The organism is Streptomyces sp. NPDC050485, assembly GCF_044458185.1.
In the GTDB taxonomy this organism is placed as follows: Bacteria; Actinomycetota; Actinomycetes; order Streptomycetales; family Streptomycetaceae; genus Streptomyces.
Window position 1 is genome coordinate 372811 of record NZ_JBITHR010000001.1, and the last position, 23108, is coordinate 395918.

Annotated in this window: 19 protein-coding genes; 9 read left to right on the plus strand and 10 right to left on the minus strand. The window is 71.2% G+C overall.

Annotated features, from left to right (window positions below; translation table 11 throughout):
• Positions 1 to 47 precede the first annotated feature (47 nt).
• Together ACIBK6_RS01670 and ACIBK6_RS01675 are read left to right on the plus strand one after the other, a co-directional pair.
• Positions 48 to 3383, plus strand: coding sequence for a S8 family serine peptidase (locus tag ACIBK6_RS01670; protein ID WP_399047823.1), 3336 nt, complete (start codon positions 48 to 50; stop codon positions 3381 to 3383).
• Positions 3384 to 3596: 213 nt separating this feature from the next.
• Positions 3597 to 4613 carry an aspartate-semialdehyde dehydrogenase gene (locus ACIBK6_RS01675; RefSeq protein ID WP_399047824.1) on the plus strand — a complete coding sequence of 339 codons (1017 nt, stop codon included), beginning with the start codon at positions 3597 to 3599 and terminating at the stop codon, positions 4611 to 4613.
• A 156-nt stretch (positions 4614 to 4769) separates the two neighbouring features.
• Here the strand turns inward: ACIBK6_RS01675 and ACIBK6_RS01680 are convergent, their stop codons facing one another.
• Together ACIBK6_RS01680 and ACIBK6_RS01685 are read right to left on the minus strand one after the other, a co-directional pair.
• Positions 4770 to 5117 (minus strand): type II toxin-antitoxin system PemK/MazF family toxin, encoded by a 348-nt coding sequence (locus ACIBK6_RS01680; protein WP_399047826.1) that lies wholly within the window; start codon positions 5115 to 5117, stop codon positions 4770 to 4772.
• Positions 5104 to 5334 carry a ribbon-helix-helix domain-containing protein gene (locus tag ACIBK6_RS01685; RefSeq protein WP_399047828.1) on the minus strand — a complete coding sequence of 77 codons (231 nt, stop codon included), beginning with the start codon at positions 5332 to 5334 and terminating at the stop codon, positions 5104 to 5106. Before ACIBK6_RS01685 ends, ACIBK6_RS01680 begins: the two co-directional genes overlap by 14 nt.
• Positions 5335 to 5434: 100 nt before the next feature.
• On the opposite strand from ACIBK6_RS01685, the gene pepN reads away from it, so the two are divergent.
• Together pepN and ACIBK6_RS01695 are read left to right on the plus strand one after the other, a co-directional pair.
• Positions 5435 to 8041, plus strand: coding sequence for an aminopeptidase N (gene pepN / locus ACIBK6_RS01690; protein ID WP_399047830.1), 2607 nt, complete (start codon positions 5435 to 5437; stop codon positions 8039 to 8041).
• 148 nt (positions 8042 to 8189) lie between these two features.
• Complete coding sequence (locus ACIBK6_RS01695) at positions 8190 to 8750, plus strand: GNAT family N-acetyltransferase (RefSeq protein WP_399047832.1); 561 nt, start codon at positions 8190 to 8192, stop codon at positions 8748 to 8750.
• On the opposite strand, the gene ACIBK6_RS01700 is transcribed toward ACIBK6_RS01695, so the two are convergent.
• Positions 8743 to 9618, minus strand: a complete 876-nt coding sequence (locus tag ACIBK6_RS01700; protein ID WP_399047833.1) for a glycosyltransferase family 2 protein — start codon at positions 9616 to 9618, stop codon at positions 8743 to 8745. The two genes, ACIBK6_RS01695 and ACIBK6_RS01700, sit on opposite strands and share 8 nt — an antisense overlap.
• Before the next feature lie 214 nt (positions 9619 to 9832).
• On the opposite strand from ACIBK6_RS01700, the gene ACIBK6_RS01705 reads away from it, so the two are divergent.
• Positions 9833 to 10633, plus strand: coding sequence for a helix-turn-helix domain-containing protein (locus ACIBK6_RS01705; protein ID WP_399047835.1), 801 nt, complete (start codon positions 9833 to 9835; stop codon positions 10631 to 10633).
• 4 nt (positions 10634 to 10637) lie between these two features.
• Complete coding sequence (locus tag ACIBK6_RS01710; protein ID WP_399047837.1) at positions 10638 to 10838, plus strand: DUF397 domain-containing protein; 201 nt, start codon at positions 10638 to 10640, stop codon at positions 10836 to 10838.
• 73 nt (positions 10839 to 10911) lie between these two features.
• Here ACIBK6_RS01710 and alc read toward each other — a convergent pair whose 3' ends face one another.
• Complete coding sequence (gene alc / locus ACIBK6_RS01715) at positions 10912 to 12063, minus strand: allantoicase (RefSeq protein ID WP_399047838.1); 1152 nt, start codon at positions 12061 to 12063, stop codon at positions 10912 to 10914.
• A 135-nt stretch (positions 12064 to 12198) separates the two neighbouring features.
• Between alc and ACIBK6_RS01720 the strand changes: the two genes are divergently transcribed.
• Positions 12199 to 13125, plus strand: coding sequence for an aldo/keto reductase (locus ACIBK6_RS01720; protein ID WP_399047840.1), 927 nt, complete (start codon positions 12199 to 12201; stop codon positions 13123 to 13125).
• Here the strand turns inward: ACIBK6_RS01720 and ACIBK6_RS01725 are convergent.
• On the minus strand, positions 13122 to 14033 hold the full coding sequence (locus ACIBK6_RS01725; RefSeq protein ID WP_399047841.1) for a LysR family transcriptional regulator: 912 nt from the start codon (positions 14031 to 14033) through the stop codon (positions 13122 to 13124). The two genes, ACIBK6_RS01720 and ACIBK6_RS01725, sit on opposite strands and share 4 nt — an antisense overlap.
• A gap of 149 nt (positions 14034 to 14182) precedes the next feature.
• On the opposite strand from ACIBK6_RS01725, the gene ACIBK6_RS01730 reads away from it, so the two are divergent.
• The gene (locus tag ACIBK6_RS01730) at positions 14183 to 15382 is read left to right on the plus strand and encodes an RNA-guided endonuclease InsQ/TnpB family protein (protein WP_399047843.1); all 1200 of its coding nucleotides are present in this window, start codon (positions 14183 to 14185) and stop codon (positions 15380 to 15382) included.
• An 85-nt stretch (positions 15383 to 15467) separates the two neighbouring features.
• Here ACIBK6_RS01730 and ACIBK6_RS01735 read toward each other — a convergent pair whose 3' ends face one another.
• The 4 genes from ACIBK6_RS01735 to ACIBK6_RS01750 form a co-directional block, all read right to left on the minus strand.
• On the minus strand, positions 15468 to 16391 hold the full coding sequence (locus tag ACIBK6_RS01735) for a DMT family transporter (RefSeq protein WP_399047844.1): 924 nt from the start codon (positions 16389 to 16391) through the stop codon (positions 15468 to 15470).
• Between the two features lie 329 nt (positions 16392 to 16720).
• Positions 16721 to 16963 (minus strand): hypothetical protein, encoded by a 243-nt coding sequence (locus ACIBK6_RS01740; protein WP_399047846.1) that lies wholly within the window; start codon positions 16961 to 16963, stop codon positions 16721 to 16723.
• Between the two features lie 20 nt (positions 16964 to 16983).
• Positions 16984 to 19089 carry a 4-alpha-glucanotransferase gene (gene malQ, locus ACIBK6_RS01745; protein ID WP_399047848.1) on the minus strand — a complete coding sequence of 702 codons (2106 nt, stop codon included), beginning with the start codon at positions 19087 to 19089 and terminating at the stop codon, positions 16984 to 16986.
• A 4-nt stretch (positions 19090 to 19093) separates the two neighbouring features.
• A complete protein-coding gene (locus ACIBK6_RS01750; RefSeq protein WP_399047849.1) occupies positions 19094 to 19237 on the minus strand; it encodes a hypothetical protein in 144 nt (47 codons plus the stop codon).
• Positions 19238 to 19435: 198 nt separating this feature from the next.
• Between ACIBK6_RS01750 and ACIBK6_RS01755 the strand changes: the two genes are divergently transcribed.
• Positions 19436 to 22345 (plus strand): beta-N-acetylglucosaminidase domain-containing protein, encoded by a 2910-nt coding sequence (locus ACIBK6_RS01755; protein WP_399048446.1) that lies wholly within the window; start codon positions 19436 to 19438, stop codon positions 22343 to 22345.
• Between the two features lie 7 nt (positions 22346 to 22352).
• Here ACIBK6_RS01755 and ACIBK6_RS01760 read toward each other — a convergent pair whose 3' ends face one another.
• Complete coding sequence (locus ACIBK6_RS01760) at positions 22353 to 22889, minus strand: HNH endonuclease (RefSeq protein WP_053727372.1); 537 nt, start codon at positions 22887 to 22889, stop codon at positions 22353 to 22355.
• Positions 22890 to 23108: the final 219 nt, after the last annotated feature.

The following is a 23108-nucleotide window of genomic DNA, read 5'->3' on the forward strand; positions in this document are numbered from 1 at the left end:
ACCGACTTCGCACCGCCGGACCCTTACCCACATAACAGGGATGCTGAATGACCACTGAATCCCCGCGCTCCATACCCGGGGCGAGACGCACGGCCCGCATAGCGGCCGCGACCGGCCTGGTGGCCGCGCTCGTCACGGCGGGCGCCGCGCCCGCCTTCGCCGCCACGGGGGACACCCCCGGCGGAACGCAGACCGTACCTCCGGTGAAGACCGCTCCGGCCAAGACCGCCGAGGACAAGCTCGGCAGGGCCGACCAGCAGCGGCTCTCCGAGGCGCAGGCCAAGGGCGAGAAGAGCGTCACCGTGATGGTGGCCACCCAGCCCGGCGCCACCGCCGCCGTCAGCAAGCAGTTCGGCTCGGTCGCGGGGGCGACCGTCGGCAAGCAGGACGACAAGCTCGGCTACGTCCGCGCCACCCTGCCCATGGCGCAGGCCGAGGCCGCGCTGAAGGCGGCCGCGAAGCTGCCCTCGGTGCACGGCATCGACCTCAAGCAGGACATCCAGCTGGACGACCCGACCCCGTCGGGTGACACCACCAAGTCCGCGAAGCAGCTGCGCACTTCGGGCAGCTACCCGGCGCCGGGCAAGGACACGCCCGCGAAGAACCCGTACAACCCGAACTTCGAGACGGGTGCGGTCGACTTCGTGAAGCAGCACCCCGAGGCGGACGGCCGCGGGGTCACCATCGGCATCCTGGACTCGGGCGTCGACCTCGGTCACCCGGCGCTCCAGAAGACCACCACCGGCGAGCGCAAGATCGTCGACTGGGTCACCTCGACCGACCCGGTGCAGGACAACGACGGCACCTGGCTGAAGATGAACACCGCCGTGTCCGGTCCGGTGTTCACCGCGGGCGGCAAGACCTGGAAGGCCCCGGCGGGCTCGTACGACTTCAGCGCGTTCGCCGAGAAGGCCACCCTAGGCGGCGACGAAGCCGGTGACCTGGACCGGGACGGCCGCACCGACCACGTCTGGGGCGTGCTGTACAACCCGGCGGACAACACCGTCCGGGTCGACCTCAACGGCAACGGCGACTTCTCGGACGACGTGCCGATGAAGCCGTACAAGGACGGCTTCCAGGTCGGCTACTTCGGCGAGGACAAGACGGACCCGATCACGGGGGCCAGCAAGCGTGTCCCCTTCACCGTCGAGATCCGCAAGAACGTCAAGTACGACGCGGCCGGGCACACTTCGGACTACGTCAACATCGGCGTGATCGAGTCCGAGCACGGCACCCACGTCGCGGGCATCACCTCCGCCAACGGCCTGTTCGGCGGCAAGATGAGCGGGGCCGCGCCCGGCGCGAAGATCGTCTCCTCGCGCGCCTGCAACTGGGACGGCGGCTGCACCAACATCGCGCTGACCGAGGGCATGATCGACCTCGTCACCAACCGCCACGTCGACATCGTCAACATGTCGATCGGCGGCCTGCCGGCGCTCAACGACGGCAACAACGCGCGCGCCGAGCTGTACAAGCGCCTCATCGACACCTACGGCGTCCAGATGGTGATCTCGGCCGGAAACGACGGCCCGGGCGTCAACACCATCGGCGACCCCGGCCTCGCCGACCACGTCATATCCGTCGGCGCGAGCATCTCCAAGGAGACCTGGGCCGCCAACTACGGGTCCGGGGTGTCCACGGACTACCAGATGATGCCGTTCTCCTCGCGCGGCCCGCGTGAGGACGGCGGCTTCACGCCGACCATCACCGCCCCGGGCGCGGCCATCAACTCCACCCAGACCTGGCTGCCCGGCAGCCCGGTCAAGGAGTCGGGCTACGGCCTGCCGGCCGGCTACTCGATGCTCCAGGGCACCTCGATGGCCTCCCCGCAGGCCGCCGGCGCCGCCGCGCTGCTGCTGTCCGCCGCCAAGCAGCAGGGCATCGACCTGCCGCCGGCCGACCTGCGCACCGCGCTGACCTCAACGGCCAAGCACATCAAGGGCGTTCAGGCCTACCAGGAGGGCTCCGGCCTGATCAACATCGTGGGCGCCTGGGACGCGATCAAGCAGACCGCGAAGAAGCAGGCCCCGGCCCACGAGTACACCGTGGCGGCCCCGGTCTCCAGCGCGCTCAGCTACGCCCTGAAGACCCCGAACGTCGGCACCGGCATCTACGACCGCGAGAGCGGCCTGAAGACCGGCCAGAAGAAGACGTACGACGTCACGGTCACCCGCACCACGGGCCCGGACGCGAACGTCCGGCACAAGCTGTCGTTCAAGAACGACGACGGCACGTTCAAGGTGCTCGGCAGCGACCAGGTGAACCTGCCGCTCGGCAAGCCCGTCACCATCAAGGTGCAGGCGCAGCCGAAGTCCGCCGGCGTGCACAGCGCGATCCTCCAGGTCGACGACCCGAAGACGGTCGGCGTCGACCAGCAGATCATGGCCACGGTCATCGTCTCGACGCCGGTCGCGGGCCCCGGCTACACCTTCACCACCTCCTCGACGGTGCAGCGCAACTCCACCAAGTCGTACTTCCTGACCGTCCCGGCGGGCGCGAAGAACCTGGAAGTCCGCATGAGCGCGCTGCGCTCCGGCAGCCAGACCCGGTTCATCTCGCTCCACCCGTACGGCATGGCGCTCGACACGACGTCGACGCCGAACTGCTACCCGAACTACGACAACCCGGCCAACACCTGCCGCCCGGACCTGCGTTCGTACGAGAACCCGCAGCCCGGCGTCTGGGAGATCGAGGTCGAGTCGCGCCGTACGTCGCCGTACCTGGACAACTCGTTCAAGCTCGACGTGTCGGTCCTGGGCGTCGCCTTCGACCCGGCAACCCAGTCGGTGCCCGAGGCCAAGGTGGGCACCCCGGCCCCCGTCAAGTGGACCGTCACCAACGGCTTCGCCGCGCTGGAGGGCAAGCTGAAGGGCGGCTCGCTGGGCTCCGCGAAGGTCGCCAAGCCGACCATCAAGGCCGGTGAGACGAAGGAGAGCACGGTCACCGTCCCGGCGGGCACCGAGCGGCTCGACGTTGCCATCGGCGGGCCCTCCGACGTCAAGGCGGACCTCGACCTGTACGTCCTCAAGGACGGAGTGGTCGTCGCCAAGTCCACGACCAGCAGCTCCGAGGAGTCGGTCAGCCTGGTCAAGCCGGCCGCGGGCACCTACACGATCCAGGTCGCCGGGTACGCGGTCCCGGCCGGGTCGACCACGTACAACTACAAGGACGTGTACTTCGCGCCCTCGCTCGGCACCGTCAAGGTGGACGAGAGCAAGTCCGTCAAGCTCGCGGGCGGTGCTTCCGCGCAGGTGACGGCGGAGGTCGTCGCGGCGGGCGCGGCTCCCGAGGGACGCCAGTTCTTCGGCACCGTGCAGCTGGTGAACGAGCGCGGCACCGCCGCGGGCACCGGCAGCGTGATCATCGGGAAGGTCACGCAGTAACACGCTGTACGCAACACGGCGGGGCGGGCGCTCACAACGAGCACCCGCCCCGCTGTGCATCGTGAAAATCGCAGGTCAGGCGGATGCACACAGATGCCATGGACTGGTCACAAGTGGCCATGCGTCCCACACCCCGGACAATGGATTGGACAAGTCCGCCGGGAGCCGACGCATCATGGGTGCGCCGGAGTACATGTGCACTAAGGAGTCACCGTGAGGGTCGGAATCGTCGGAGCCACCGGACAGGTCGGCGGAGTCATGCGCAAGATCCTCGTCGAGCGGGCCTTCCCGGTGGACGAGCTGCGCCTGTTCGCCTCCCCGCGCTCCGCGGGCACCGTCCTGGACGGGGTGACGGTCGAGGACGCCGCCACCGCCGACTACACCGGCCTGGACATCGTGCTGTTCTCGGCGGGCGGCGCCACCTCGCGCGCCCTGGCCGAGAAGGTCGCCTCCCAGGGCGCCGTCGTGATCGACAACTCCTCCGCCTGGCGCGGCCACCCCGAGGTCCCGCTCGTGGTCTCCGAGGTCAACCCGCACGCGATCAAGGACCGCCCCAAGGGCATCATCGCCAACCCGAACTGCACCACGATGGCCGCGATGCCGGTGCTTCGCCCCCTGCACGACGAGGCCGGGCTGACCGCGATGGTCGCCACCACCTACCAGGCCGTGTCCGGCTCGGGCCTGGCGGGCGTCGCCGAGTTGCACACCCAGGCCTGCAAGGTCGCCGAGGCCGCCGACCAGCTGACCTTCGACGGCGGCGCAGTCGAGTTCCCCGAGCCCAGCGTCTACAAGCGCCCCATCGCCTTCAATGTGCTCCCCCTCGCGGGCAGCATCGTGGACGACGGCTCCTTCGAGACCGACGAGGAGCAGAAGCTCCGCAACGAGTCCCGCAAGATCCTGGAGATCCCGGACCTGAAGGTCTCCGGCACCTGTGTGCGCGTCCCGGTCTTCGCCGGCCACTCGCTCCAGGTCAACGCCCGCTTCGAGCGCCCGATCAGCGTGCAGCGCGCGTACGAGCTGCTCAAGGACGCCCCGGGCGTCGAGCTCTCGGAGATCCCGACCCCGCTCCAGGCGGCGGGCAAGGACGCCTCGTACGTGGGCCGCATCCGGGGCGACGAGACGGTGGACAACGGCCTCGCGCTGTTCCTGTCCAACGACAACCTCCGCAAGGGCGCTGCGCTGAACGCCATCCAGATCGCGGAGCTGGTGGCGGCCGAGCTCAAGGGCTAGTACGCGGCTGAGCTGGTACGCGGATGAGGGGGCGGGCGCTTCGGCAGCGCCCGCCCCCTCTCAGCGCCACCGCGACGGCCGCGTCGCCGCCGAGCGCCGCCATGAGCAGGAGGGTGGCCGCGAGCAGTCGCGAAGTCGCCGTCGGAAACCGCGTGATCAGAGGGCCAGGTGGCGCCGCAGCGCGATGTCGATCTCGGCCATGCGCTGCCGCGGAACCACGCCGACGCGCTGCAACACCCGCTCGGGTGCGACTGCGCGCACCTGCTCGCACTGAGCTTTGGAATCCTTGGGCAGCCGGGTCTCGTCGGCGCTCAGGAACACCTGGAACGTGAGCACCCTGGCGGTGTTCGAGGTCAGCGGCACCACGGTGACCACACCCCGGCCGTTGCGCTCGACCGACTGGTTGGCACCGTCATTGGACACCACCACGGCCGGTCTGACCTTGCTGGCTTCGCTCCCGCGCGCCGGTTCGAGGTCGACCATGAAGATGTCACCACGTCTCATCGGCGATCCCGTCCCCGGCCGTGCGCTCCCAGAGTGCGGCTTCCCCGCTTGTGTCCCACTCCTCGAAAGCCTCCGTGTACTCCGCCTCCAGCTGAGCGGCGCGCAGCAGCTCGATGGCGGCGTGTATCACGGCGGACCGCGAGTCGGCCTCGGTTCTCTTGGCGTACTCGTCGACGAAGGCGACATCCTCCTGTGGCAGGCTCACACTAATCTTCATACCGATAATGCTACCCAGGGAGCACCAACAATGCCACCACACGCGCTGACCGGCGCATGGAAGGATGACCGGACACATCACATACCGAGGAGATGACCGGGTGCCTGGCACGAATCTGACCCGTGAAGAGGCGCAGCGGCGGGCCGCCCTGCTCACTGTTGACTCGTACGCGATCGAGCTCGACCTGAGCGGCGCGCAGGGTGGGGGCACCTCCCGTCCGAGCGAATTCGAGGATGGGGGAGGGACCTTCCGGTCCGTCACCACCGTGCGCTTCGATTCCGCCGAGGCCGGGGCGGAGACCTTCATCGACCTGGTCGCACCGACCGTGCACGAGGTCGTCCTGAACGGCACCGCGCTGGACGCGGCCGCCGTGTTCGCCGACTCGCGGATCGCCCTGACCGGGCTCGAAGCGGGCCCGAACGAGCTCAAGGTGGTCGCGGACTGCGTGTACACCAACACCGGCGAGGGCCTGCACCGTTTTGTCGACCCGGTGGACCAACAGGCTTATCTCTATACGCAGTTCGAGGTGCCGGACGCGCGCCGCGTCTTCGCCTCGTTCGAGCAGCCGGACCTGAAGGCGGCCTTCCAGTTCACCGTGAAGGCGCCGAGCGGCTGGTCGGTGATCTCCAACTCGCCGTCCCCGGAGCCCAAGGACGACCTCTGGGTCTTCGAGCCGACGCCGCGCATCTCCTCGTACATCACCGCGCTGATCGTGGGCCCGTACCACTCGGTGCACAGCAGCTACGAGAAGGACGGGCAGAGCGTCCCGCTGGGCATCTACTGCCGCCCCTCGCTCGCCGAGTTCCTCGACTCGGACGCGATCTTCGACGTGACCCGGCAGGGCTTCGACTGGTTCCAGGAGAAGTTCGACTACGCCTACCCGTTCGCCAAGTACGACCAGCTCTTCGTGCCGGAGTTCAACGCGGGCGCGATGGAGAACGCGGGCGCGGTCACCATCCGCGACCAGTACGTCTTCCGCTCCAAGGTGACTAACGCGGCGTACGAGGTGCGCGCCGAGACCATCCTGCACGAGCTCGCCCACATGTGGTTCGGCGACCTCGTGACGATGGAGTGGTGGAACGACCTCTGGCTGAACGAGTCGTTCGCGACGTACACCTCGATCGCCTGCCAGGCATACGCCGAGGGTTCGAAGTGGCCGCACTCGTGGACCACGTTCGCCAACTCCATGAAGACGTGGGCGTACCGCCAGGACCAGCTCCCGTCCACGCACCCGATCATGGCGGACATCCGCGACCTGGACGACGTGCTGGTCAACTTCGACGGCATCACGTACGCCAAGGGCGCGTCGGTGCTGAAGCAGCTGGTCGCGTACGTCGGCATGGACGAGTTCTTCCAGGGCGTGCAGGCCTACTTCAAGGCGCACGCGTACGGCAACACGCGCCTGTCCGACCTCCTTGGCGCGCTGGAGAAGACGTCGGGCCGCGACCTGAAGACGTGGTCGACGGCGTGGCTGGAGACGGCGGGCATCAACGTGCTGCGCCCCGAGCTCTCCGTGGACGACGCCGGGACCATCACCTCCTTCACCGTCCTCCAGGAGGCCCCGGCGCTGCCGGCCGGCGCCAAGGGCGAGCCGACCCTGCGCCCGCACCGCATCGCGATCGGCTTCTACGACCTGGTCGAGACGGGCAAACTGGTCCGTACGAACCGGATCGAGCTGGACGTGGACGGCGCCCGCACCGAGGTCCCGCTCCCGCAGGGCACCAAGCGCCCGGCGGTGATCCTCCTCAACGACGACGACCTCTCCTACGCGAAGGTCCGCCTGGACGAGGAGTCGCTGCGGGTCGTCACCGAGCACCTCGGTGACTTCGCGGAGTCCCTGCCGCGCGCCCTGTGCTGGGCCTCGGCCTGGGACATGACCCGCGACGGCGAACTGGCCACGCGCGACTACCTGGCGCTCGTCCTCTCCGGCATCTCCAAGGAGTCGGACATCGGCGTCGTCCAGTCCCTGCACCGCCAGGTGAAGCTGGCGATCGACCTGTACGCGGCGCCCGAGTGGCGGGACGCGGGCCTGACCCAGTGGACGGACGCGACGCTGGCGCACCTGCGCACCGCCGAGCCGGGCAGCGACCACCAGCTGGCCTGGGCCCGCGCCTTCGCGGCGACCGCCCGCACCCCGCAGCAACTGGACCTGCTCCAGGGCCTGTTGACGGGTGCGGAGGTCATCGAGGGCCTCGCCGTGGACACCGAGCTGCGCTGGACGTTCGTGGAGCGCCTCGCGGCGACGGGCGTCTTCGACGAGCCTGAGATCGCGGCAGAGCTGGACCGCGACAAGACGGCTGCGGGCGAGCGCCACGCGGCGACCGCGCGGGCGGCCCGTCCGACGCCGGAGGCGAAGGCGGAGGCGTGGGCGTCCGTGGTGGAGGGGGACACGCTCCCCAACGCGGTCCAGGAAGCGGTGATCGGCGGCTTCGTCCAGTCCGACCAGCGCGAGCTCCTGACCCCGTACTCCGCGAAGTTCTTCGCGGCGGTCAAGGGCGTGTGGGAGTCCCGCTCGCACGAGATCGCCCAGCAGATCGCGGTGGGCCTGTACCCGGCGCTGCTGGTCTCCCAGGACACCCTGGACGCCACGGACACCTGGCTCTCCACAGCCGAGCCGAACGCGGCCCTGCGCCGCCTGATCTCGGAATCCCGCGCGGGTGTTGAGCGCGCACTGCGGGCTCAGGCGGCGGACGCGGCGTCGGCGTAGCCGAGTTCGGGGAGGGGGCCCTGCGGTACCCCCTCCCCACCCCCGCCGGAAGTCGCAGCCGACCTCGGCCCACAATCAAGCCCCTCCAGCGCTGGGCTGGTGAAAGTGGATTGCTGCGCAAGGCGCCAAGTGAGTAGCGTCGCCGTCCATGACCCCGACTCTGCGCACCGAGCGCCTACTCCTGGAGCCTTACGTCCCCGAGGACGAAGAGGGCTTCGCGGCCCTGTTTCAGGATGTGCGGGTGTCGCAGTGGATGGGTGACGGCCCCGCTTCGGAGGAGGAGGACCGGGCCCTGTTCGGGCGGATCTTCACGAAGATCTATGCCCAAGACCTGTTCGATGTCTGGGCCGTTCGCAGGGACGACGTGTTGATCGGGCATGCCGAGATCAAGCCGACCGATGTAGTCGGGGGCCATGAGATCGTCTACGCGCTGGCCGCGGAGGTGTGGGGATCGGGCCTGGGGACGGAGTTGGCCCAGGCCCTGGTGAGCTACGGCTTCGGGACCCTCGGGCTGACCGAGGTGCACGCCACCGTAGCCGTGCCGAACCGCGCCTCGTTGACCCTGCTGGACAGAATCGGCTTCGAGCACGTCCGAGACATCAGCGAGGACGACAGCAGTACCACTCGCGTGCTCACCTGCCGCCAGGCAGCCACGGACAGGTCTCCACGCAGTTCAGCCACGAGGCGCAGCTCGGCAGCCACTAGATGACCGGCGGGCGGCCCAGGCGCGCCATGCGCCATACGGTCGCCCAGCGCAGCGGCCGACGCCGCCCGCACGGCTGGCGTACCCCTTCTGCGAACCCGCCTGCCCAGGCGCGCAGGCCGCCCAGGGAGCGGGTGCGGGCGAGCGTGAGCAGGGTCCAGGTGCCGAGGTAGAGCGGGATCAATGGTGCCGGGAGGTGGCGGCGGGCGAGCCAGACCCGGTTGCGGGCGGTCATGCGGTAGTAGACCGCGTGCCGGGCGGGGCTGGTCCTGGGGTGCTGGAGCAGCAGCGCGGGCTCGTAGAGAACCCTCCAGCCGTCGTCCAGGGCACGCCAGGCGAGATCGGTCTCCTCGTGGGTGAAGAAGAACTCCTCGGGCCAGCCACCGATCCGCTCCAGCATCGCCATGGACAGGGCATGCCCGCCGCCGAGGAAGGTGGTCACCTCGCCGCGCCGCATCGGGTCCCTCGACCGCAGCCGTGGGACATGGCGACGCTGGGTCTCGCCGTGCTCGTCAGCGATGCGGAAGGAGACGATGCCCAGCTTCGGGTCGGCGGCGTACAGGTCGGCGATGGTGCGGATCACGTCCGCGTCGATCAGGAGCCCGTCGTCGTCCAGGTCCACCAGGATGTCCACGTCCCCGAACGCGCGCAACCGGTCCAGGGCGACGTTGCGGCCCCCGGACACCCCGAGGTTCTCCGCCAGCTCCACCCCCGTTACGCCGTCCGGGAGTTCGGGGAGGGGGGTTCCGTTGCCGACCACGTCGATCCGGGCCGCCGCCTCGTCCTGCTTGGCCACCGAGTCCAGCAGGGATCGCAGTTCAGCGGGCCGGTTGCCCATGGTCAGCACGGCCACCCCGATACGCGGTCGCTCCACACCCAACTCCACTGCTCGGCAGGCTCCTTGACCTCGCGATGCTAGCGGCCCCGGGTACCTGCCTTTCACCTCGAAGGAACCCCGGCCATGCCCACCGTCCACCTCTCCACCGCGTCCTCATTCGAACACCCTTGCGCGACACCCTGTGGAGATAGCCACCTCACCGAACGGGTAGCGACGGCCAAACGGGCCTGCGGCACAAGGGAGTTGAGCCATGACGATGGCGTACGGAGAGTGGCTGAAGGACCAGCGGGAACAGGCCGGTCTCACCCAACAGCAGCTGGCCGAAACGGCCATCATGAGCCGCACGCACATCGCCCACATCGAGGCGGGCCGCCGCTGGCCGTCCCAGGACGACGCGAAGCGGCTGGACCGGGCGCTGAACACGGGAAATGTGCTGGCGAGTTTTCTGCCGGACAAGAACGCGCAGCCGGTGGCGGATCACTTCGAGGCGGCTCGACAGTTCGAGCAACAGGCAACAGTGATCCGGGAGTTCGCCATTTCATACGTGCCCGGCATTTTGCAGACTGAGGACTACGCCCGCGCCGTTCTGGACGTCGCCTACCCACCTTTGAGCACAGAAGAGCGCGATGGGGCCGTCGCCACGCGACTGGAACGATCGCGCATCCTCGCCGACCCGGTGACACCGATCGTATGGGCCTTGCTGGACGAGGCGGTTCTGCGCCATCCAGTAGGTGGCCCAACTGTCATGGCAGAACAGCTCATTCACCTGGCAGACTTGGTGGATGCCGGACGCATCCGCGTGCACGTACTGCCGTTCAGCGTCGGCGCGCACCCACTGTTGCCCAGCATGGCCACACTCATGTGGTTCGAGGACCAACCCCCGATCGCCTACGTCGAGGGGCTGCACACGGGCAAAGTGCACGACTCTCCGGCGCTAGTGGAATGCTTTCAAGGCACATACGATCTTGCGCTGAGCGACGCGTTGCCACTGAAGGAGTCACTTGCCCTGCTAAGGGCCACAGCGAAGGGCTACGGACACGATGACGATTGAGCACATGATTCCCGGGTCTTCCACGCTGACGGGCTGGCGCAAGTCCAGCTACAGCGGCTCGGATCAGGGCAGCTGCGTAGAGATAGCCGACGGCCACGCGGCCGTCCCCGTGCGGGACTCCAAGAACCCCGACGGCCCGGCCCTGCTCTTCCCGGCCGAGTCGTTCAGCGCGTTCATCGACGCGCTCAAGGGCGCTTCCCTCTGAGGAAATGAGAACCGCCCGGCGAACGGGCGTCGAGGCGCAGCCGTTCGCCGGGCGGAAACCTGTGGGGGCCTGGTCAGCCGGTCAACTCGGAGTAGCGGCGGCGGAGTTCGGCCGAGCCCTCGGCCGTCAGCGCGCCGTGCAGGCGCATGCGGGCGACCCCGCCGTCGGGGAAGGCGTCCAGGCGGACGTGGGTCGCCACGGCGTGCGCGGGGAGGCGGAAGCGGTGCAGGGTGTCGGGCTGCAGACGCGTGCGCGGGATGATCTCGAACCACTCCCCCGTCTCACCGTTGCGCCCGCTCAGCGCGATCCACCCCGCCGAATTCCCCTTCAGGTACGCCGTGTCGATCTCGACGGCACGGATCGCGCCCTGGGCGACCAGGCGGAACCGCACCCAGTCGTTGGTGTCGCGGACCCGGCGGCGGCGGTTCTCCCAGCCGTCGTCCATCTTGCGGGACGTGCCGGGCAGGATGATCTGCGTGGGCGAGGAGTAAAACTTGTCGGACGCGTCCTCGTAGGCACCGCCGTTGACGACCGCCACGAGGTCGATCGTGCCCAGCGTGTCCAGCCACTCCGGGTCCGGGACGACCTCGCCGTGCACGCGCAGGCGGGCCACGCCGCCGTCGGGGTGCTGGCAGAGCCGGACGTGCGTGTAATGGCGGCCCGTGGTGATCTCGAAGCCGTTCTCGGCGTGGCCGCGCACGGGGGTCGGCGGGACGAGCTCGTCCCACTTCACGTCGTCGGCGAGCAGTTGCTCGGGGCTGGGCGAGCCCTCGACCGAGGTGGCCTGCACCGACACCCGCTGCGGGTAGTTGCCCCGGAAGTGGGCGGTGTCGACCACGATTCCCTTGATCACGCCGGGCGCGCCGAGGCGTACCAGCGCCCAGTCGTGGTCCTCGGGCGCGGGGAAGGGGTGGCCGGCGTCCGTACCGCGACGGCGGCGGGTCTCCCAGCCATCCATGATCTTGCCTTTGTGCCCGAAGCGCTCCGGGTCGAAGACGGCCCGCTCGCGGACGAGGAGGTTCTCGCGCTCGGCGAAGAACTCGTCGTTGGCGGCTATGACTCCGGCCCCGAGCCTGCGGTCCGCGAGGTCGACCAGCTCGGTGAACGCGAAGTCACCGCAGCGGTAGTCGGCGTACGGGTCGCCGCCTCCATAGGGAGCGGCGTCGTTGGCGTGCGGGTCCTCTGCGGATGCGTGGTCGGCGATGTTCTCGGTGGCGGAAGTCATGACCCCGACTCTCGCCCGCCCCAACACCCCACGTCCATCGAAAGTATTCGCACAGTCCGTTCAGTGATGCTGAACGTTCCTGGCAGCTTGTTGCCATCTTCCGGCGATGCACCCCGCCCCTGCCAGAATCCCGCCATGACCACGACCTCAGAGACCATCACCGCGGCTGCCGCGGGCACCTGGAAGCTCGGCGACCTGACCGTCAACCGGATCGGGTTCGGCGCGATGCGCCTGCCGCAGCAGGGTGCGGCGTTGCGCGCCGACGCCGTATCCAGCGACCGGAGCCAGTCAATTGCCGTACTGCGGCGGGCAGTTGAGCTCGGCGTCAACCACATCGACACCGCCGCGTTCTACTTCTCGCCGCTGCGTTCCGCCAACGAGCTGATCAACAGCGCGCTCGCGCCCTACCCGGACGATCTCGTGATCACCACCAAGGTCGGTCCCGCGCGGGGCCCCGAGGGCGAGTGGGCGGCTCACGCCCGGACCCCGCAGGCACTGCGCGGGCAGGTCGAGGAGAACCTGCGCCAGCTCGGCCGCGACCACCTCGACGTGGTCAACCTGCGCATCGTCGGCACCGATTCGATCGCCGAGCGGTTCGGCGCGCTGGCCGAACTGCGCGAGGCCGGGCTCATCCGCCACCTGGGCCTCTCCAACGTCGGCCCGGGCCACCTCGCCGAGGCGCTGGCCATCGCACCCGTCGTCTGCGTACAGAACCCGTACGGCATCGGCGCGCCCGCGGAGCAGGAGGAGATGCTGCGGCTGTGCGGCGAGCGGGGAATCGCGTTCGTGCCGTTCTACGCGATCGCGGGGGCCGGGCGCGAGGCGGGCGCGAGCGGCGCCGACAGCGCGGAGGTGCTGGACGTCGCGCGGGCCCGCACGGTGAGCGCGGCGCAGGTCCGGCTGGCGTGGACGCTGCACCGCGGCCCGCACGTGCTGGCCATCCCCGGCACCGGCGACCCGGACCACCTCGTCGACAACGTGGCGGCGGGCGCGCTGCGCCTCACCGAGGACGAACTGGCCCGCCTGGACGCGCTCCACACAACCGGAGCCACCGCCTCCTAACCAGCAGGCCGTACGTTCGCGACCTCGCGCAGGGCCGCGAGGACCCGGGCCACGGCCGGGCCCTCCTCCGCCCCGCGCCGCACCGCGGCCACCACGTGGCGCCGGGGCTGGTCCGCGCTGAGTATCCGCATGACGACCCCCGCGCGGCGGTCCGCCGCCGCCATCCGGGGCACCAGGGCGACGCCCATCCCGGCCTCCACCATGGCCAGGATCGCGGTCCACCCGGCGGCGCTGTGCGCCTGCTCCGGTACGAAGCCGGCCGCCTCGCAGGCCGCCGTGGTGATCTGGGACCAGGGGCCGCTGCCGCCGAAGATCCACGGCTCGTGCGCGAGGTCGGCGAGCCGCAGGCCCGGTTCGGCGGCGAGCGGGTGACCCGCGGGCAGGGCCACGTCGAGCGGGTCGGTGAGCAGCGGGACGAGCGCGAACTTGGGGTCCCGGGCGCTCGGCGCGTGCGCGGCCAGGGACAGGGCGAGGTCGACCGCCCCGGCCGAGAGCAGTTCGTACGCCTCGGCCGCCTCCGCCTCCCGCACCCGTACCTCAAGGGCGGGATGGGTGCGGCGCAGCTGCTGTACGGCCGGTACGACGAGCGCGGGCACGGCGGTCGAGAACGCCCCGATCCGCACCTCGCCCGCCTCGCCCTTGAGGTAGCCCGCCAACTCGGCGTCGGCGCGCTCCAGTTGGGCGAAGACGGCCTCGGCGTGGCGCAGTACGAGGTGGGCGGCGTCGGTGAGGCGCACCCGCCGGCCGTGTGCTTCGAGCAGCGGCACGCCGAGCTGCTTGGCGAGGTTGGACAACTGCTGGGAGACCGCCGAGGGCGTCATGAGCAGCACCTCGGCGGTCGCGGTCACGGTGCCCTGCTCGCGCAGGGTCCGCAGGATGTGCAGCTTCTTGATGTCCCACTCGCTCATCGGGAACCTCCGTGGATACTCCGCCCTTTGGGGCGGAGGGGAAACGGATTCCTGCGGAGCAGGGCAGGGGGCGGGGTTTCGCCCCCTGGGCGAAAAGCGTGCTCTGACCCGCAGGTGAACTTCACCTGCGGCCACACTAGTTTGTGAGCGTGGCCACGAACTGTGTGAAGCGGGCGTTCAAGTACCGCTTCCATCCGACCGATGCGCAGGCAGCCGAGCTGTCGCGCACGTTCGGCTGTGTTCGCAAGGTCTACAACCTGGCGCTCGCGGCCCGTACGGAGGCGTGGACGCGTCAGGAGCGGGTCAACTACAACCAGACCTCCGCGATGCTGACGGTCTGGAAGAGGACCGAGGAACTGGCCTACCTCAACGAGGTCTCCTCCGTCCCGCTCCAGCAGGCCTTGCGGCACTTGCAGGTGGCGTTCACCAACTTCTTCGGCAAGCGGGCCAAGTACCCGCGTTTCAAGTCGCGGAAGAAGTCGCGGAAGTCCGCCGAGTACACCACCAGCGCGTTCCGGTTCCGGGATGGCAAGCTCACCCTCGCGAAGATGAGTGAGCCGCTGGACATCGTGTGGTCCCGGCCGCTGCCCCAGGGGGCGTCCCCGTCCACAGTGACCGTCTCCCAGGACGCGGCCGGACGCTGGTTCGTCTCCATGCTGTGCGAGGACCCCACCGTGGGGCCGCTCCCCGCCACCAGTTCGGCGGTCGGTATCGACGTGGGTCTGGACCACCTGCTGACCCTCTCGACCGGGGAGAAGATCGCCAACCCCCGGCACGAACGCCAAGACCGTGCCGCCCTCGCGAAGGCCCAGCGCCGCCTGGCGAAGAAGGCCAGGGGTGATGGCGCGAACCGGGCCAAGGCCCGCCGCAAGGTCGCCAAGATCCATGCCCGGATCGCCGACCGCAGGCGCGATGGGCTGCACAAGCTGACGACTCGTCTCGTGCGTGAGAACCAAACGCTCGTGATCGAGGACCTGACCGTGCGGAACATGGTCAAGAACCACACGCTCGCCCGAGCCATCTCGGACGCGAGCTGGAGCGAGTTCCGCTCCATGCTGGAGTACAAGGCCCAGTGGTACGGCCGCGAAGTGATCGCGGTCGACCGCTGGTTCCCCTCCTCCAAGCTGTGCTCCACCTGCGGCACCCTCCAGGAGAAGATGCCGCTGCACGTCCGCACCTGGACGTGCGACAGCTGTGGCACGACCCACGACCGGGACGTGAACGCAGCGAAGAACCTTCTGGCCGCCGGACGGGCGGTGTCGGTCTGCGGAGCTGGTGTAAGACCTCAACGGAGTTCTCCGGGCGGGCGGTCGGCGATGAAACAGAAAGTCTCACGGCGCGAGCCGTAAGAATCCCCTCCCTTCAAGGAGGGGAGCGTCAAGGGACGCAACATACCGGCGCCCGCCCGCGCGCCAGCCCTGTCCGGGGCGTGGTTCACCTGCGGGAGCCGAGGACGACGCCGCCGAGGATCAGCGCCATGCACACCAGCTGCGTCGGGCCGGTGGCCTCGCCGAGCAGGGCGAAGGAGAGCAGGGCCACGCAGACCGGCTGGAGGTAGTAGACGACTCCGGCGCGGGCGGCGCCGATCAGGGCGATCGCCTTGTTCCAGGCGAAGAAGGCGACGGCGGAGGACAGCACCCCGACGTAGACGAGGGGGCCGACGGTCGCGGGCGTCGCGGCGAAGCCGCCCTGGACCGCGAGGCTCACTCCGTACGCGGGAGCCAGCATGAGCGCGCCGAGCACGAAGGTGGTGAACAGGAAGGCGAGCCCGCCGAGTTCGGCCGGGCGGCGCCGCAGCAGCACGCTGTACGAGGCGAAGCTGACGGCGGCCGCGACCATCCAGAAGTCGCCGGGGGCGAGGGCGGGATCGAGTGAGCCCCTGCTGACCAGGAGCAGCACTCCGGCGCAGGCGATGAGGAGTCCGAGGGTGCGGCGGGCACCGAGCCGACCGCCGGTGAGGCGTTCGTGGACGGCCATCAGGACGGGCGAGGCGGCCATGATCATGCCCATGTTGCCGGCCGTGGTGGAGGTGCCGGCCTGGTTGACGAGGGTGTTGTAGACGGTGATGCCGAGCAGCGAGGCGACCGTCAGGAAGCCCAAGTGGCGCCGGATCAGGGCACGTTGGTGCCAGGTCTCGCGGGCGGCGAAGGGGGCGACGGCGACGATGGCGATGAGCCAGCGCCAGAAGGCGGCCTGGACGGGCGGCACCGAGTCGTGCAGGGCCCGGGAGGCGACGAAGCTCCCGGACCAGACGACCGTCGCGACGGCCGCGAGGACGAGACCGAGCCCGGAGGCCTGCCCCGCCCTCTTGGCCGCGGTGGCGCGCGGTGTGCTGCGGACTCGGTCCAGGACGGTCACGATGACTCCGTTTCGGGGCGGTGGGGCTGGGATGTGCCCCTACCGTCGCACCGCCGAACCAGTCACGTCCATCGAAAGTTTTAGCTCGTTATCTTCAGTGGAGCTGAACGATTGGGGGAGGCGGCTGCCGGGAGGAGAGTCCGGCTGCGCGCCGGCGGCTGGTGTGTGGTCGGTTGACTGCGGACCGTGCGTGGCTGGTCGCGCAGTTCCCCGCGCCCCTAAAGGGGCCGAACGGCGGGCAGGGGGCGGAGCCCCCGGGAACGCCTGTAACCCGCCCGGTCGCTCGGCCCTCGCGGGGCGGAACGGGCGGGCGGGTCGGAGGGAAAAGCTCAGGCCTTCTCGGCCGGAGCCTTCCGGGACTTGTCCAGGACCATCACCAGGCCGGCGATCACCGCGAACAGCGCGATGGGCGTGACCACGAACAGACCGATCGTCTGGATCACACTCAGGCCGGGCCCCGGGTCGTCACCGTCATCGCGCGTGAGCGCAAGCGCGGGGGACGACATGAGCAGCATCATCAGCGTCGTACCGGCTGCTACGGCGCCGGCGCGCAGGGCGTTCTTCTTGTCCACGGTGCAAAGTTAGCGAACCCCTAAGCGGGCCGCGCGCCCGGGGGTGCCGTAGGAGGATCCGCACCCGGGTCCGCACCCGGTCCCGCACCCTGCCCGGCACCGGGATCCGTACCGGAATCGGCGGCCGGATCCGTACGCGGGAAGACCCGCATCAGGGCGTGCAGCCGGGGCGAGGCGACGATGTCCTCCAGGCTGAGCGGCTGCCCGTCGGGCCCGGCCACCGGCAGGCGCCAGTTGGGGTACTGGTCCCAGGTGCCCGGCAGGTTCTGCGGCCTGCGGTCGCCGACCGCGTCGGGCAGCCAGACGCCGACCATCCGGGCCCGGGTGCGCAGCAGGAACCGGTAGACGGCCCGGATCTCGGCCTCCTCGTCGCCGGGGGCGTCGGGGAGCAGCCCGAGCCGTTCGAGGTGGCCGAGCCACTCCGCCACCTCGGCGCGGGCGGCGTTTTGCTCCGCTTCGAGGGGGCTGGTGAGCAGGCCGAGGCGGTGGCGGAGCTGGACGTGCTCGCCGGTGAGGCGGGCCGCGGTGGACGGCAGGTCGTGGGTGGTGGCGGTGGCGACGCAGCCGGCCCGCCAGTCCTCGGGGGCCAGTGGCCGCCCGGTGCCGGCCCAGTCGCGTTCGAACCAGAGCACCGACGTGCCGAGCACACCCCGCTCGGCGAGCGCCTCGCGTACGCCCGGCTCGACCGTGCCGAGGTCCTCCCCTATGACCACGGCGCCCGCGCGGTGCGCCTCCAGGGCGAGGACGGCGAGCATGGCCTCCGCGTCGTAGTGGACGTACGTCCCGTCGGTGGGCGGCCGCCCCTCGGGCACCCACCACAGCCGGAACAGGCCCATCACGTGGTCGATGCGCAGCGCGCCCGCATGGCGCAGCAGTCCGCGCAGCAGGCCGCGGTAGGGGGCGTAACCGGAGGCGGCGAGCACGTCGGGGCGCCATGGCGGCAGGCCCCAGTCCTGGCCGCGGGCGTTGAAGGCGTCCGGCGGCGCCCCGATCGACATGCCGGGCGCGAAGGCGTCCTGCTGCGCCCAGGCGTCGGAGCCCTCGGGATGCGCCCCGACCGCGAGATCGTGTACGAGGCCGACGGGCATGCCCGCCTCACGGGCGGTGTGCTGGGCCGCGGCGAGCTGGGTGTCGGTGAGCCAGGCGAGCCAGGAGTGGAAGTCGACGCGTTCGATGAGTTCGCGGCGGGCCCGCGCGGTCTCGGCGGACCTCGGGTCGCGCAGCCCCTGGGGCCAGCCGCGCCAGTGCGGGCCGTACCGCTCGGCGAGCGCGCACCAGGTGGCGTGGTCCTCCAGGGCCTGGCCCTGCCCGGCGAGGAAGTCGCAGTACGCGGCCCGGCGGCCGGGCCCGAGCGGCACCCGGTGCAGGATTTCGAGGGCCGCGCGCTTGAGCTCCCACACCGCGTCCCGGTCGATCAACTCGCCTTTGGCGAGCACCGATTGGCGCAGCGCCGAGGCGCGCGCGACCAGCTCCTCAAGCCCGGCCCGCTCGGTGGCGTACGCGTACTCGGGGATGTCCTCGATCCGCAGGTGCACGGGGTCGGGGAAGCGGCGCGAGGAGGGGCGGTAGGGGGACGGGTCGGTCGGGGTGCCGACGACGGCCGCGTGCAGCGGGTTGACCTGCACGAATCCGGAGCCGAGCGTGCGGCCCGACCAGCCCGCGAGCTCCGCGAGGTCGCCGAGGTCGCCCATGCCCCAGGAGCGGGCGGACAGCAGCGAGTAGAGCTGGACGAGGAAGCCGTGGACGCGGGCCCGCGGCTGCGGCACGCCGTCCGGCGCGACGATCAGCGTCGCGTACGCGGTGCGCCCGTCCCGGTCGCGCGCCTCCAACTGGTGGACGCCGAGCGGGAGTTGGTCGACCGGTGTGCCGATGACGGTCAGCCCGTCGGACAGGCCCGGCACCGGGCCCCGGCCCCAGCGCACCAGCGTCGGAGGCAGCAGCCGGTCCGCCTCGGCCGCTTCGGCGGCGGCGAGCGCTCGGCACACCTCGTCCGGCGTCGAGGCGTCGACGCCGAGCGCGGCCAGGACGGCGACCACCGTGGCGTCCGGCACCTCGACGGTGACGCCCGCCGACGGGGAGTACGAGGTGGCCACGCCGTGGTGGGCGGCGAGCCGGGCCAGGGTCATGGCGTCAGAACCCCGCGGCCGCGGCCACCGGCGTCGGCTCGCTGGTCAGCGGGGCCGCTTCGGCCATCGGGGGTTCGCTGATCAGCGGCTCGGCGTCGGCCATGGGGGGCTCGCTGGTCAGCGGCTGCTCGGGGGCGGGGGCGACCACGGGGGCCTCCGGTTTCGGTGGGCGGCAGGGACAGAGGTGCCCTACCCAGCGGACGGCCCGCCAGACGTTCCGCCGCGCACAAGCTCCTACCACATCCATCTCGCCAGGCATATCAGACACATCGACCACTCGCATTGACACCCTCGGCAGCCGGGTGGTGGGCTCGTGGCTCACGCAGTGTCGGGTGAGAGGTGGGCCGTGCAGCTCGGTCGCAGGAAGAGGGCGACGGCCATCGCGGTCGCCGTGATCGGCGGACTGCTCGGTGCGGCACCCGGCGCCCTCGCGGCCCCGGCGGGTCCCGCCGCCACCGCCCCCGATCCGGCTCAGGAGGCGGGGCAGCTGCCCGAGGTGTGGCCGCGGCCGCAGTCGCTGAAGCCCGCGGGCCATCCGGTCTCCTTCGGCGGCGAGGCCGTGCTGATCGCGGACCCGGGCGCCGACCCGTACGCCGTGCAGGGGGCCGAGGACATCCTGAAGGCGGCCGGGGTGCGTACCGTGCACCGCCAACTGCCGGGCAGCGGGCCGGTGTTCAGGCTCGGCGGGGCCGGTGCCGCCGATGCCCTGCGGGCGCTGCGGGTGCCGGCGCAGGGCGATCTGCCGGCCGGCGGCTACCGCGTCGGCGTCGGGCAGGTCGACGGGCGGGACACCGTGGCACTCGACGGGACCGGCGACGACGGCCTCTTCCACGCGGTGCAGACGCTGCGCCAGCTGGTGGGCCGGGACGGGCGCGGGGACGGGCGGATTCCCGGCGTGGTGGTACGCGACTGGCCGGGGACGGCCGTGCGCGGCACCACCGAGGGCTTCTACGGCCAGTCCTGGAGTCTTGAACAGCGCCTGGACCAGCTGGACTTCATGGGCCGCACCAAGCAGAACCGTTACCTGTACGCGGCGGGCGACGACCCGTACCGCCAAGCCCGCTGGCGCGATCCGTACCCGGCCGACCAGCGGGCCGGCTTCCGGGCGCTCGCCGACCGGGCGGCCCGCAACCATGTGACGCTGGCGTGGGCGGTGGCGCCCGGCCAGGAGCTGTGCCTGTCGTCGGACGCCGACGTGGCGAAGCTGAACCGCAAGTTGGACGCGATGTGGGCGCTCGGGGTGCGCGCCTTCCAGCTCCAGTTCCAGGACGTCTCCTACAGCGAGTGGAACTGCGACGCGGACGCTGAAACGTTCGGCTCGGGCCCGAAGGCCGCCGCCAAGGCGCACGCCCGGGTCGCCAACGCGGTCGCCGCGCACCTCGCCCGGGCCCACCCGGGCGCCGAGCCGCTGTCGCTGATGCCGACCGAGTACTACCAGAACGGCGCCACCAAGTACCGCGGCGCGCTCGCGGCCGCCCTCGATCCGCGCGTCCAGGTCGCCTGGACCGGGGTGGGCGTCGTGCCGCGCACCATCACCGGCGCCGAACTGGCGGACGCCCGGGCCGCGTTCGGGCATCCGCTCGTCACGATGGACAACTACCCGGTCAACGACTACGCGCCGGGCCGGATCTTCCTCGGCCCCTACACCGGCCGCGAACCCGCCGTCGCGGCCGGTTCGGCGGCCCTGCTCGCCAACGCCATGGAGCAGCCGGCGGCGTCCCGCATCCCGCTGTTCACGGCCGCCGACTACGCGTGGAACCCGCGCGGCTACCAGCCCCAGGAGTCCTGGCGGGCCGCCGTCGACGACCTCGCGGGCGGCGACCCGAAGGCCCGCGAGGCGCTCGCCGCGCTCGCGGGCAACGACTCCTCCTCGGTGCTCGGCAGCCCCGAGTCGGCGTATCTGCGTCCGCTGATGGACGCCTTCTGGGCATCGCGTACGGGCCCGGACAAGGCGGCCCGCGACCGGGCCGCGAAGGAGCTGCGGGCCGCCTTCACCGTGATGCGCGAGGCCCCGCAGCGGCTCGCCGACGCGCCCGTGAGCGGTGAAGTGCGGCCGTGGACCGACCAGTTGGCCCGCTACGGGCAGGCGGGCGAGCTCGCTGTCGATCTGCTCCAGGCCCAGTCGGCGGGCGACGGCGCGGGCGCCTGGCGGGCCTCACTCGCCCTGGCTCCGGTGCGCGAGGCGATCGCGGCCGCCCCGGTCACCGTCGGCAAGGACGTCCTCGGCGCGTTCCTCGACCGGGTGGCGCGCGACGGCGACGCCTGGACGGGCGCCGACCGTCCGGCCGGTGATGTCACCGCGTCGCCCGACGCGTACACCGTCCGCCTCGGCCGCACCCGGCCCGTCCAGGCGCTGACCGTGCTGGCGCTGCCGGGCACCACCGGCGAAGTGCAGGCGCACATCCCGGGCGAGGGCTGGCGCCCGCTGGCCCCGCTGGCCGCCGCCGGCTGGACCCAGCTCGACACCGGGGGCGTGCGGGCCGACGCGGTGCGGGTGTCCGGCGGCTCGGCCGCCGTGCGGCGCCTGGTGCCCTGGTACGCCGACGATCCGCAGGCCCATCTGGCGCTGGCCCGCACCGACACGGACGCGGAGATCGGCGGCGCGGCGCAGAGCGTGACGGCGTCGGTGGCCGCGATGGGGCCCGAGGACGTGCGGGGCGCGCTGACCGCGAAGCCGCCGCAGGGCATCACGGTGCGCCTGCCGCAGGACACGACGGTGGCCCGGGGCACCAGCGCCGACGTGCCGGTCGAGGTGAGCGTGGCCAAGGGCACCCCTGCGGGCGAGTACCAGGTGCCGCTGTCCTTCGCGGGGCAGCAGACCGCGCTGACCGTGCGGGCCTACCCGCGCACCGGCGGCCCCGACCTGATCGCGGGCTCGATGGCGACCTCGTCCGGCGACGCGGACCCCGCCTTCCCGGCCCGCGCGGCGGCCGACGGCGACCCGGCGACCCGCTGGGTCTCGGCCCCCGACGACGGCGCCTGGTGGCAGGCCGAGCTCGCCGGGCCCGCCCGGGTCGGCCTGGTGGTGCTCCAGTGGCAGAGCCCGGGCGGCGCGGCGTATGCGGTGCAGGTGTCGGCCGACGGGCGCAGCTGGCGTACGGCGGCGACCGTGGGCGGGTCCAAGGGCGGCCGTGAGGCGCTTCACATGGACCAGAAGGACGCCCGCTTCATCCGGGTCCAGGGGATGAAACGGGCGGCCGGGTCGGGCTACGCGCTGTGGTCGGTGGAGGCGTACGCCGTCGCCGGGGACGGCTGAGCCGGGCCTACGCGGAGATGCCGTCGATGCGGGCCAGGGCGTCGTCCGCGCCGAAGGGCTGGAGGTAGGGCAGCCAGCGCGGATCGCGGTGGCCGGTGCCGATGATCCGCCAGGCGAGGCCGGTGGGCGGGGCGGGCTGGTGGCGCAGCCGCCAGCCGAGCTCCATGAGGTGGCGGTCCGCCTTGACGTGGTTGCAGCGGCGGCACGCGGCGACGACGTTCTCCCAGGCGTGCTGGCCGCCGCGGCTGCGCGGGATGACGTGGTCGACGCTGGTTGCGACGCCACCGCAGTACATGCAGCGCCCGCCGTCCCTCGCGAACAGGGCACGGCGGGTCAGCGGAACGGGCCCCCGGTAGGGGACCCGTACGAATCTCTTGAGCCGCACGACGCTGGGCGCCGCGACGGCACGGGTCGCGCTATGCATGAAGGCGCCGGATTCCTCCAGGCTGACGGCCTTGTTTTCGAGGACGAGGACGAGCGCGCGGCGGAGCGGTACGACGCCGAGGGGCTCGTACGACGCATTGAGGACCAGGACGTGCGGCACGGGTGCCTCCTATTACGCCGGCGGCGCGTGGCTCGCGCCGGGACGATCTGCTCTCCAGTCTCTCCTCATGGCTGGTCGAAGCGCCACCACGTCCAGGTAACGGGCTCGAAGTGTTTTCGACCACACCCCCCTTCTTTCCCAGGCTGGCGGGCCCTCTCCCCCGAACACGTCAACGGAGCACAGCTCTTGCCCCGTTAGTGTGGTGGGTCTGCCGCCGTC

Coding starts and splice junctions, on each gene's coding strand:
- ACIBK6_RS01670 (WP_399047823.1), top strand. CDS start 48: ATGACCACTGAATCCCCGCGCTCCATACCCGGGGCGAGACGCACGGCC.
- ACIBK6_RS01680 (WP_399047826.1), bottom strand. CDS start 5,117: ATGAGACGTGGTGACATCTTCATGGTCGACCTCGAACCGGCGCGCGGG.
- ACIBK6_RS01685 (WP_399047828.1), bottom strand. CDS start 5,334: ATGAAGATTAGTGTGAGCCTGCCACAGGAGGATGTCGCCTTCGTCGAC.
- ACIBK6_RS01695 (WP_399047832.1), top strand. CDS start 8,190: ATGACCCCGACTCTGCGCACCGAGCGCCTACTCCTGGAGCCTTACGTC.
- ACIBK6_RS01705 (WP_399047835.1), top strand. CDS start 9,833: ATGACGATGGCGTACGGAGAGTGGCTGAAGGACCAGCGGGAACAGGCC.
- ACIBK6_RS01710 (WP_399047837.1), top strand. CDS start 10,638: ATGATTCCCGGGTCTTCCACGCTGACGGGCTGGCGCAAGTCCAGCTAC.
- alc (WP_399047838.1), bottom strand. CDS start 12,063: ATGACTTCCGCCACCGAGAACATCGCCGACCACGCATCCGCAGAGGAC.
- ACIBK6_RS01720 (WP_399047840.1), top strand. CDS start 12,199: ATGACCACGACCTCAGAGACCATCACCGCGGCTGCCGCGGGCACCTGG.
- ACIBK6_RS01725 (WP_399047841.1), bottom strand. CDS start 14,033: ATGAGCGAGTGGGACATCAAGAAGCTGCACATCCTGCGGACCCTGCGC.
- malQ (WP_399047848.1), bottom strand. CDS start 19,089: ATGACCCTGGCCCGGCTCGCCGCCCACCACGGCGTGGCCACCTCGTAC.